General features: G+C 40.0%; 11 protein-coding genes and 1 CRISPR repeat array. Of the genes, 9 read left to right on the top strand and 2 right to left on the bottom strand.

Annotated features, from left to right (window positions below; genetic code table 11):
- Both tnpA and PAEAM_RS22280 read right to left on the bottom strand, forming a co-directional pair.
- Positions 1-342: IS200/IS605 family transposase (gene tnpA / locus PAEAM_RS22285; protein WP_100529028.1), on the bottom strand; the 342-nt coding region annotated here is incomplete at its 3' end.
- Between the two features lie 115 nt (positions 343-457).
- Positions 458-868 (bottom strand): hypothetical protein, encoded by a 411-nt coding sequence (locus tag PAEAM_RS22280; protein ID WP_165790017.1) that lies wholly within the window; start codon positions 866-868, stop codon positions 458-460.
- A gap of 290 nt (positions 869-1,158) precedes the next feature.
- Here PAEAM_RS22280 and PAEAM_RS32765 point away from each other — a divergent pair, with 290 nt between their 5' ends.
- The 9 genes from PAEAM_RS32765 to PAEAM_RS31930 all read left to right on the top strand — a co-directional run bounded on the left by PAEAM_RS32765 (position 1,159) and on the right by PAEAM_RS31930 (position 9,537).
- Positions 1,159-1,410 (top strand): DUF7669 domain-containing protein, encoded by a 252-nt coding sequence (locus PAEAM_RS32765; protein ID WP_100529026.1) that lies wholly within the window; start codon positions 1,159-1,161, stop codon positions 1,408-1,410.
- A gap of 255 nt (positions 1,411-1,665) precedes the next feature.
- On the top strand, positions 1,666-2,283 hold the full coding sequence (locus tag PAEAM_RS22270; protein WP_100529025.1) for a hypothetical protein: 618 nt from the start codon (positions 1,666-1,668) through the stop codon (positions 2,281-2,283).
- 873 nt (positions 2,284-3,156) lie between these two features.
- Positions 3,157-4,149, top strand: a complete 993-nt coding sequence (locus PAEAM_RS22265) for a WG repeat-containing protein (RefSeq protein WP_091037221.1) — start codon at positions 3,157-3,159, stop codon at positions 4,147-4,149.
- Positions 4,150-5,128: 979 nt separating this feature from the next.
- Entirely contained in the window at positions 5,129-5,293 is a 165-nt protein-coding gene (locus PAEAM_RS32560) for a restriction endonuclease (protein ID WP_279303104.1), read from the top strand.
- Entirely contained in the window at positions 5,265-5,474 is a 210-nt protein-coding gene (locus tag PAEAM_RS32555; RefSeq protein WP_347707901.1) for a restriction endonuclease, read from the top strand. Before PAEAM_RS32560 ends, PAEAM_RS32555 begins: the two co-directional genes overlap by 29 nt.
- Before the next feature lie 355 nt (positions 5,475-5,829).
- Positions 5,830-6,042: a DUF4145 domain-containing protein gene (locus PAEAM_RS32760; RefSeq protein ID WP_133120474.1), complete on the top strand. Its 213-nt coding sequence runs from the start codon at positions 5,830-5,832 to the stop codon at positions 6,040-6,042.
- A 189-nt stretch (positions 6,043-6,231) separates the two neighbouring features.
- Positions 6,232-8,328 (top strand): CAP domain-containing protein, encoded by a 2,097-nt coding sequence (locus PAEAM_RS22255; protein WP_100529024.1) that lies wholly within the window; start codon positions 6,232-6,234, stop codon positions 8,326-8,328.
- The gene (locus tag PAEAM_RS31935) at positions 8,328-8,468 is read left to right on the top strand and encodes a hypothetical protein (RefSeq protein ID WP_165790016.1); all 141 of its coding nucleotides are present in this window, start codon (positions 8,328-8,330) and stop codon (positions 8,466-8,468) included. Before PAEAM_RS22255 ends, PAEAM_RS31935 begins: the two co-directional genes overlap by 1 nt.
- 763 nt (positions 8,469-9,231) lie before the next feature.
- Positions 9,232-9,537 carry a site-specific integrase gene (locus PAEAM_RS31930; RefSeq protein ID WP_100529023.1) on the top strand — a complete coding sequence of 102 codons (306 nt, stop codon included), beginning with the start codon at positions 9,232-9,234 and terminating at the stop codon, positions 9,535-9,537.
- A 706-nt stretch (positions 9,538-10,243) separates the two neighbouring features.
- Positions 10,244-10,752: direct repeats of the CRISPR family, unit length 33 nt; unit sequence GTCGCACTCTGTATGGAGTGCGTGGATTGAAAT.
- Positions 10,753-10,754: the final 2 nt, after the last annotated feature.

The raw sequence follows: 10,754 nt of genomic DNA, 5'->3' as shown, positions 1-10,754 counted from the left end.
TCCAGCGGTAGAAACAAAATAGGAACGTGTCCACAAACTGGGCAAATGCAGAAGGTGTGGAAACTCTTCTCGTAGTTTTTTTGATGTGACTCCTTTTATTTTTGCCATGATATCAGCAGGGCTTAATGTTGAAAGTGCATTGAGAAACATATGTGTATGGTCTTTGTCGCACTCCATGGCAACAATCACAATTTTAAGCTCTGCACATACCTCATGCACCAGTTCCTTGAAGCGCTGTTCTACCTCTAATTTGAGAAATATCTTTCTTCTGTATCGTGGGCAGAACACAAAATGATAGTTCAACAAAGATACGGTTGTGTTTGTTCTTCTATATTCATTCACATCTATATTGTATCAGTTTAATAGATGAATTGAAGCAAGCTAAAAAAATTAAGAACGCAGACATTTCGGATACTTGAAGCATCACAATAGTGATACTCCGTATCCGACCTCACTTTCATCCCACATCTAAAGAATTGGGCTTTATCGTTCGGAGATTCTGTAACTCCCTAAATAATTTCCCTGTTTTAAACAGTGCATCTGCAGTTTCTTGAAATTCTACGTTTTCCCTAGCTAAGAACTGTTTAGAAGGTCTTCCAACTTTCCTAGGCAGCTTACCTACATTCTCCGAAAGAATCATGTCCATAAATTCGCTTTGATCGTAAGTATACTCTGATCTATCCTCGAACCACTGTATCATCTTTGTTTGATACTCCAGTAATCTTATTCGTAGCTTCTCCAGATCAACCGGGTATCCTCGCCAGAACAAAACATAGATGTAATCCTGCTGACGTCTAATATTCTTGTTTTCATTCAGTTCGTTTATTAAACATATAGCATCTATGGATCGCTCATCAAACAGTTTCACCACACCGGTACGGCTCGCATTTCCTTCACTTGTTTTTTTGCCTATAAGTAGTCCATATCCAACGTAGCGTTCAATCTATTTATCATTAAGTTCAATGCCGCGTGATTTAGCTTGGGCTTTTAATTCCTTCTTCAACAATTGTCTCACCTCGTTTTTTCATAATAGTCTGTCCAATTAATAAAAACAAAGGATTCGAATGGGGAAATAAGAGCATAGATGATACACAACTTATATTCTTCTGAAAGATAAGTCATGTTAAGATAAAAGAAATCGTTAATGGAGATAATCCGATGGGAGGGGTAAATTGTAGAGAAGAGATTTTGAGGGATACTATAGCAATTGTTTCAGCTAAAGGGATTCTCCTCTTTACACCTAAGGAAGTGATAGATTATATGAAGAGGGCGAACACACTTTTCGCTGAATCCACCATTAGAACCCACATTACTTCTAGGTGCTGCTCTAACACTGCACATCATCACAAATCTTCTTATGAAAACTATGAGCAGGTACAACCAGGTCACTACAAAATACTCAATCTGTAATATATATCTGCTTGTTAGGATGTAAGAGGCGATAGGGGAGGGATAGGTAACTGAATATAATCCTTCAGTATAAAACAAAGAATCGGGAATCCTAAACCTCGTAGGTGGGGGATAGGCGATAGTCAATCGATTAAAATTCATACTATACTGAAATCTATAGTGAAGTTATTTAACTACAGTTAGGGATATGAAGCATACGAAAGAGGAACATTAGAGAAACAATAACCAAATAAAAAAAGGGAAGGGAGCTATTGGATGAAAGAAGATAATAGGCTTAATATAATGGTTTACACACTAAATAGTGGTGTTAAGGGTAAGGTTGAGCTTTCTAAAGAGCAATCTGAAGAGTGGATTACGTGTTATAACAACGAGACTCGATTTATAACCTCCGTTGGTAAAGATATTTTCGGATTAAATGCAACTCTGGTAGCTGATTTTAAACTCGAACAATCCGAACAGCAAATTGAACTTGATACCCTTAACAGTTCCCAAACTAAAGAGGATATTACAGAAACAGAATTGAATCATGATAAAAGTAACTTACTTGAAACGGATATTTCATTACCCATACCTAGGGTTACATTCAAAATTGCTTGCAAATGTTCTGCTACATACTGCGCACCATATAAAAAAACTACTACATTCTCAAAATGTAAATATTGCGGTGAACGAGTCTTTGTAGATTACTCTGCTGGAATTATTGACACTCACTTTGGTAAAGGTTTATTCATGACAAATAAGAAGTACGTTAATAGAGAATGCCCGCTTCCCGAGGGCTATGATGAGCTAGTTGACACATACGTACCTAGAGACCAATTGCTTGCGAAAACGCTTCGAGATACACAAGAACATATCAGGGGTCGAGACTATTGAGAAGAACAGGATGGGCATGATCAGACTTGAACCGTTCAAACCGCAGCGACTTTCCACAATTCATCGCTTGGATTAATTCGCCCAGGTTTATGATTTAATTGGGGAGGGAGGACCTCCTAGCCATTACATATGAAGTGGCGCCGGGAAAGTTCCAAGTTGCTGTAGTTGAAACAATAATATTAAAGCAGGTATTTCACATTCTAAATATGCTTATAACAATGTATATGTTGAATGTCACGTTACGTAGATATAAAGGAGATTAATTATTTTAATAGTGAATTTTAAATTGATAATTTTGAATAAGTAAAATATAATTAAAGATTGTTTCATGTTAAAAATTACCTAGAGGGGAGGGAGAAAGTGAATCTAAGTAAATAAACACTAAATTGGGTTCTTATGCAAAGTTGCAAATGGTCTTAGTCAATCAGTATGTAAGCCTGAAGGAAGGCGATGTACTATTAAATTTATTGAAATGAAAGGAAGGACTGGGGCGCTTTTATCTCATCTGCCTTCTACCAAAAATGGTCAACGGAAGTCAGATGTCTGCCCAACCAACCACTTCTCCCAAGAATCTTTTGATCGTCCAAGCAACAATATAAGACTTCGCCATAACCATTTGGATAAAGAAGTAGAGCAGGTTATTCTAAAAATAAATAGTTGGAAAATGGCGTACTTTTAGGTGTGTTACCTTTATATGACGTCATGTTTTCTCTTCTGGCCCTGATTAGGTATATAACTAGCCATTATCAATAAGGGATTGCTACTTGCAGCTATCTTTTTGATTTTACTGTTTGCTAGAAGTGGATTGCTCATTTATAAGTTAGAAGTTTACATATATCAGAGTTTAATGAAAAATCAACTGGAGGTTTCAGCGTGAAAAAGAAATTGAGATTAGCATTACTGCTTTCTATTGTTACCATTCTATTATCTGTACTTTGCATTCCTACTCAAGTTTCCGCAAGCCAAAAAGCGATCCAAACGATTAAATTAAAACCTGGCGAAGCGAAGAAACTCAATATTCCCTCCCATTATACCAATAACACCAACGAAACGATGTATCTAAAACCCCAAGTTTATTTGTCCGGTTGGGGTCACGCTGGAGGAAACATGGTTTCGGTCACAAGCTCGCCAGCAATACTAAAATTGCTTCCGGGCGAAGGTGGCGCGTTTTCGTATACCGTCAAATTCGCCCCAAAGGTGAAACCTGGGAAATACCTGCTAGAACTCTCGGTATATGAAATCGGTGGTTATGTATGGAACGATTTTATCATCGAATTTATCGTTGAATCTGAAGAACCTAGTATTCTAAAAATCTTTAATGATGATCCTCACAATCAAAAGCTTTATGTTTACCAGAGTAGCCAAGGGACATACGGCTATGTTGATAAAAACAGAAAAATCATCATTCCGGCTAAATTTCAGACAGCCAAACCATTTAACGCTAAAGGGGCAGCCCCAGTCAGCATCAATGGAAAGTATGGATTTATCAATAAAAAAGGAGCCTACTTAATTAAGCCGCAGTTTGACGAAATTGATGATACTGGTTTTCATGAAGGATTGGTTGGAGTAAGAATCGGAAAAAACTGGGGTTTCATCAATGAAAAAGGAAAAGTTGTTGTGAAGCCTAAGTATGCTCGTATCTTTTTTTATTCGGAAGGGTTAGCTCCTGTAACTCTACACAACGGAAAAGTCGGCTTCATCGACAAAAAAGGTAAAATGGTCATCCCCGCGATTTACAGTAGTGTAACGAGCTTCAGTAATGGACAAGCTATCGTTTATAAGAATGGAAAGGCCTATTACATCAACAAAAAAGGAAAAGTGATCAAGGAGGCTAAAGACATTCTGAAGTGGGAATATGATGAATAAAAACTAGTATGAACAATGAAGTCCATCTCATTTGAGATGGACTTCATGTTTTACAGAACAAAAAGTTTTTCTTATTATTTAATAGCCGAGATCTTTTATGTGCCCGCATCTCAGTTCGATGATGCCCCAACACTGACTTCACTGGAATATAGATACTCTACCACCACTTTAACTGTAACCTTACCCTTATTGAGCTAATGCTTACATACTAAATCATGATACTCAAACAGAAGTTAAACAAGAGAGAAGAAAAGTAACCTCTATGAAACGTTTACTAATTTTACTCAATGCGAATCTTATCCCCAATCCCTGGAATGCTTGCTTCCATATTGTTGAAGGACAAATAGGCCATCTTGGAGTGGCCATAAGGTAAATAGATGATATCTGTCAGAAGAGCGAGACCAGGGATTCTTTTGTTGAAGTCCCTCTATAAAAAGGATGGGTTAAATTCGATGCTCCTGAGTCGCCTTAGCCACTCGTTTGTATGGTTTGAGTTTCAGATGAGGACAGACCAAACCGAATTTCTTCATCAATCCACGACTTCGTTTGAGATTATACATGATACTGATTTAGATGAAACGTGAAGCTTCCGGCGATGAGAGGTTTTCTTCGCCAATTTGAAGACATCTTCATCGCGCTGAGCCTTCTTTAAGAGTCCCCTCTGCTGCTTGAAGATAACGATTTAGCCGGATCATCCGTTTTAGACCTTGGCTTATAGCTTGTTGCATGAATTCAAAATCTTGATTTGCATAATACTGTGATCACAAATTCTATCTACAACCTTGAAATATATGGTATTATTGTACTGGGAATTAGAAGGGGTGTAGGTCTAATGGAGTATATTATTTTTCTGCTGATTATTGCTTAAGTTTTTGTGTTGTCTATATTACTTCTCATCTAGTCGAGAAAACAAAAGATCGTTGTATTTGATAAGGAGGACTACGAACTAAGAGATATTACATTAGCTGATATTGATAGAATGGAAAACGGCTCCGGTTTTGAGTTGTACTTATACAGATTATTAATCGAACTAGGCTATTCTGGTGTCTATAAGACTATAGGTAGTCGTGACTTTGGAGTTGATATCGTTTTTACTGATCCAGTTGGAGTTGAAAATGTCATTCAAGCCAAAGATATTCGGTAGAAATCCGGTAGGCATTATTGCTGTTCAAGAAGTTTTCTCTTGTATGAGATACTATAAGGCTAAAAAAGCGGTTGTCATCGCAACAAGCAGATTCACAGATTCATGCGAAACGCTGGCTGGTGTAAATTACGTAAAATTAATTGATCTTACGGACAAGTCTAGCATTATAGAGGCTCTCTGATGATACCTTTGCAACTCATAATATAATTGAAGCGGAACCCAGAAGGATACTTGATGGCTATGAGAAATGGCGAGAAAAGTCTGAGGTTGTACCGTCAAAGTATATCCACTCTCCTAATAATTCGATTTCATTGATTTTAAGCCATTAGTGATGAAGTGCCGATATAATTATTATACGGAATCTAAAGCAAGTAAACTATTAGAATAGTGGGGTAGGTAAATGAAACGAATTACAAGTGAGAACTATTAGAATGCAGATGAACCTTTTAATTTTTTCGGTTACAGAGATCCTCTGACAGGTGAATATCAAAAAATTACGGAGACATCTCTAATAGAGTCGATTGATAACACTATCAATGGATCAAGCATTTAAAGCTTTTGAGGCAACGATTTCCCATATTCATGAAAAGATATGCGGATCAAATTACACTGGAACCACTCGTTTGCAGCTCTCGTCTATGATAGACAGGATGTCAAAGAGAAATATGATTGATCAAGAAAAGCAGTCTAGATATCACAAGCTAAGAAATATTAGAAATATGAACGCTCACCCATCTTTTCAAACGTAACTTGGATTGCCTCCTTATGATGTTTTGAAGAATATATGTTCAGAGATAGATTTCTTGATTCATGCTTTACATAATCAGGACAAGTGAAAATTAAATTTTTGAATAATCGTTATGGGAAATTGGATGCGAACGCGTCCCAAACATACTAGTAAAATTCGTAAATAAGGGATGCAGAGAGGATAAACGAATATGAAATCAAGCGAACGCAGCAAGAAAGACATGCAAAATCAAGGGAATACCCGGAAAAAGGGACGTGGGTGGGGTATATATATGCTCGCTGCAACCTTTGCCCTAACTGTCATCGTGCCGGCTTATCCAGTGGATCACGCATCGGCGGCATCGGCTACGATGGTCTCCCAAGGAGGATTCACACAGGATCAACTCGACGGATTGGCTTATCTGAATGAGATTCGGGCGAAGGTAGGCGTAGGCCCCTTGGAGCTTGATGCGAGATTGTCTCAGGCGTCTCAAGCACACGCGACATATTACAATACAACTCAGTTCAAAGGAAGGACGGCCCATGAGGAGGGACCGGGTACCCCAGGGTTTACGGGAGTGACAGCAGGAGACCGGGGAAAGGCAGCTGGATGGCCAAATAAATCGATAGCTGAAGTCATGTCTTTTAATATGGCAACAACACGTCAAGCGGTCGATGCCTGGCTAAGCACCGCTTATCATCGCCAGATTATATTGGATGAGCAGTACACATCGGTCGGCATTGGATTACAGAATGGTACTGCTGTCATGAACCCAGCCTTCATGAAGTTACAGAAGGATAGTACGGAAGCGAGAGTATATCCGTATGACGGAATGAAAGAAGCGGACGTTGGTTTCTACGGATTCGAGAGGCCGAATCCTCTTGTCCGCTTCGGTGTTGAACACTCGGGTGGCATCATCTCCGCTTCAGCAGGCTTCGCCATCGATTCGTTTGAAGCCAGCATTTTGGATTCTCAAGGACAAGATGTTCCGTACTACAGTGAACTGCATGGCAATACGGTGTTCTTGTATCCCAAGGATGTGCTGGACGGCTACAGCGTCTATACGGTGAAGTTTGATTATACGCTGTATAAGGAGTCGCAGCGACGAAGCAAAACTTGGTCGTTCACGACAGGGAAAGGAAACACGATGAAGGGTTTATCTGCTCAATACGACGAATTGGTGTTGAATTCAGGAAGTAAGTTGCCGATGCAGATCGTGGCCTCTTACGACGACGGGACATTCGCAACTCCAAAAACGGCGATCGCATACTCCAGCAGTTCCCCTGCGGGTCTGAAAGTTTCGCCGGATGGCATGCTCGAAGCAGTTAAGCCTGGCAGTTACAAGGTAACGCTCAGCTCCGGTGAGGTGAAGGGAACAGTACCGGTACGAGTATTCGAGCGCCTCAAGAGCAAGAGCTACCCATCAACTGATCCGGCCAAGGTCAATGATATCGCAGGACGTGCCGACCAAGCAGCGATAGAGTGGGCGCTTCGTTCAGGCATCGCTGGAGCGGACGCAAAAGGAAAATTCCGGCCAGAAGATTCCGTGAGTGAAGCTCAGTTCCTTATCATGCTGCTACGCACCTACAAAATTGATGACGAATCGTATGCTTCCAAGAAAAAGAAGCACTGGGCGGAAGGCGCATACAACGTGGCCAAGGCCCGCAATCTGCTACTGTTCAGCTCAGGTCCGGGCAAAAGCGAATTCCGGGATAAGCCAATTAACCGTTATCGCGCAGCTGGCCTGATCGCGTCGATGGACGGTGTGAATTTCGATTTTACCTATGCAGTGAACTACGTGCTGGCTCATAATTACATGCGCGGAACTGAAGGCAATCAGAGTAAGATGTTTGGTTCCAACGATATCGTTACTCGAGCACAGGCAGCAGTGATTTTGATGCAATTGCAGTCCAACATGAAGCAATTGGTTGGAGCACCGAAATCAGGCACTTCCGAGAAAAAACTACCTGAACAGCTGTTTCCGGAAGTGTATATTAAACCGGCACTTGGTAGCAAAACGTTGATTGTTGAATTCGGCACAGACGGCAGGTTGTTGGTGGAAGGGAAATTCATAGATCAGGCGAGCAAGCAATTGGAGATTCAGATCGATCAGCATCAGGATAGCGTTCAAAGTGGAAAGATGCTGGAGAAAATTCCAGTGCAGATTGATTCATCAGGTCACTTCTCCATTTCGTCCACGGGTACGTATAGCGATGCTACACTAAATGTGTATCTAAGGACGCAAGGAGTGGTTTATGCCATCGGGGTCAAAAGAGGCACAATGAACGCGTCGGATTTTTCGAAATAATGACCGAACAAAATGTTCACAACTTAAGAACGATAGGCGAAGAAGCGTCCGAGCAGGTGAGGACGCTTCAACGTGTCGTGTCGCAGGACAAGAATATTGCTCCATTCAAAGTCGCTATTGTAGCGGCTTTTTTGTTTTAAGGAACCAAGTTTTTGAAAGCTTTGACAAGAACTATGTACCATTGCCGAAAAGCACAACAACAACGTGTCATTTCGGAGTAGGTAATTATCTAAATAGTATCGTGATGGAGATCATACTCTTGGATAAAAGCATATGAAATAAGACTTCGCTTGTTATAACGATTTTTTGTATCAGGAACTAAGTCTTATGACTAAAGGCAAAAAGTTAGAAGCCGTGAAGAACTGTCGAGGGACAAGAACATATACCCATTGAAGTCGCTAATTTAGCGGCTTTTTTATTTTATCGGTACAAGTTCGTGTCCCGAGGCAGGAACAAGAACTTGTACCGATTGCCGGAATGGACAAGAACATAGTCCGATTACCGATTAGATGTACATCTAAGTGTAGAAGAGAGTCCCTTTTGAGCGATTAACTGATAGCAGTATGATCAAGAGACTAGCTTCAACGCTAAGAGGAATTCCACCGGAACTGTAATCCTATTTGAAATAGATAAATTAAGTTCGTTATCAAGCACTTTAGCTAAGAAAAGGAAGCTGAATGTGATTTTGGAGCAAGGGAGGAGAATATTCAAATATCGTACTTAGTGCTGATCTGTGCTTGTTATTTAATTTGCAATTTTAAGTCTATGTGTATGTACATCATATAATTAAGAAATATATGTGCTATTATAATAGCGGCAAACATGAATTTGACGCACTTTTATTTTAAATTGATTTTAATGTATGAAGTAGACTCATTATAGGTGAACTCCCGAACATTCTATATGGCTCTGATTGATTTCGAACTTGCCTCAAAAAATCCGGCTGCCGAAGTGAAAAAGTATAAAACTGAAAAAAATAAGAAACCGATCTACCTGGAGGAAGAGGATCTATCCGAAAGCCTTAAATATATAGAGAGACGATATAAAAACAGGAACATTGTGATATTTTTACTTATGGCCTACTGTGGTCTCCGAGTTGGGGAAGCTCATAGGTTGAATTTAAAAGATTTGAAAAAACTAGAGGAACGATTGAAGTGTTTGGGAAAGGTCGAAAGTGGAATGAGATACCTGTACCAGACGTATTACTGAACTATCTACTCGAGGTAGAAAAGGAGAGGATTTCTCCTTACAGACTTCAGGAAGAAGCGTTCTTTGTATCTCAGAAAGGGCGCAGACTCTCCATAAGCCAGATACAGAAAATTGTCTATCTCACATTCGAAGCATTCTAGAAAGGCAATCCAAATGTTAGTGATTTGAAACTTTCATGCCATAAATTAAGACATTCGTTCGCAATGAAAAGTGACGTAGATATACGATACGCACGTAAATGTTGATCAAAAGAGAAGCGCTATGGCAATCGTAAATGTTCCCTTGAACGCAATTGGGGCAGGCCAGCCATAAATAGGTTGATGCATGCATGAGATTTGCTTTATGCGCTTTGATTTTTGGTATAATGGAAGTGTATAGAGATTTGAGTGGCTGTTATGGAATTTCTTGATCCCCGAGTAGATTTTGTATTTAAAGTATCTTTAGCGTTAAAAATACCATTTTAAATCGAGTCCTAACTAAAGTGAGATCCACTACTTAAAGAGATCATTTTAACAGGTGCGAATGCCAAGTTCACATGATTTCCCTGGGGGATTCGCACCTCGAAATTTGTCGAAAAGGTCTTTATTGTGACCTTTTGGCAATGATTTATAGTTGAAAGTTTGTGATAACCGGTTTAAAGTAGTGGAAATATCGGAAATACGTTAATAGTTATTCTTCAAGCATAGTTATTACGTCACTTTTCGCTGTCGCACTCTGTATGGAGTGCGTGGATTGAAATCCTTGCTAACCCTCTTGAAATATGTCGCCCTTCTTAGTCGCACTCTGTATGGAGTGCGTGGATTGAAATAGCCAATCACAACGCCCCCCATAATCTTTTATTTTGTCGCACTCTGTATGGAGTGCGTGGATTGAAATCACACTGGTCGGATACAAGAAGACTCGCCCTTTTGGTCGCACTCTGTATGGAGTGCGTGGATTGAAATTGAGTTACTGTTTCGGTAACCATCATCTGGCGGTTGTCGCACTCTGTATGGAGTGCGTGGATTGAAATATAGTCCATAACTGGCGGCAGATCAAAAACACCAAGTCGCACTCTGTATGGAGTGCGTGGATTGAAATTCACTTAATCCCCCCTTTCTATGGATCAGTTTTTGGTCGCACTCTGTATGGAGTGCGTGGATTGAAATCTATTGCTCATTATGATATGTGACATTTTATGTAGTCGCACTCTGTATGGAGTGCGTGGATTGAAATAC

This window comes from Paenibacillus sp. GM1FR (genome assembly GCF_002803315.1).
GTDB classification, from domain to species: Bacteria; Bacillota; Bacilli; order Paenibacillales; family Paenibacillaceae; genus Paenibacillus; species Paenibacillus amylolyticus.
The sequence above is the reverse complement of the archived record's forward strand: the minus strand, read 5'-3'. Positions and strand labels throughout refer to the sequence as shown.

What these genes read in the sequence shown, in the direction of transcription:
- PAEAM_RS32765 (WP_100529026.1), top strand. Translation starts at nt 1,159, where the DNA reads ATGGGAGGGGTAAATTGTAGAGAAGAGATTTTGAGGGATACTATAGCA.
- PAEAM_RS22270 (WP_100529025.1), top strand. Translation starts at nt 1,666, where the DNA reads ATGAAAGAAGATAATAGGCTTAATATAATGGTTTACACACTAAATAGT.
- PAEAM_RS32560 (WP_279303104.1), top strand. Translation starts at nt 5,129, where the DNA reads ATGGAAAACGGCTCCGGTTTTGAGTTGTACTTATACAGATTATTAATC.
- PAEAM_RS32555 (WP_347707901.1), top strand. Translation starts at nt 5,265, where the DNA reads ATGTCATTCAAGCCAAAGATATTCGGTAGAAATCCGGTAGGCATTATT.
- PAEAM_RS32760 (WP_133120474.1), top strand. Translation starts at nt 5,830, where the DNA reads ATGGATCAAGCATTTAAAGCTTTTGAGGCAACGATTTCCCATATTCAT.
- PAEAM_RS22255 (WP_100529024.1), top strand. Translation starts at nt 6,232, where the DNA reads ATGAAATCAAGCGAACGCAGCAAGAAAGACATGCAAAATCAAGGGAAT.
- PAEAM_RS31935 (WP_165790016.1), top strand. Translation starts at nt 8,328, where the DNA reads ATGACCGAACAAAATGTTCACAACTTAAGAACGATAGGCGAAGAAGCG.
- PAEAM_RS31930 (WP_100529023.1), top strand. Translation starts at nt 9,232, where the DNA reads ATGGCTCTGATTGATTTCGAACTTGCCTCAAAAAATCCGGCTGCCGAA.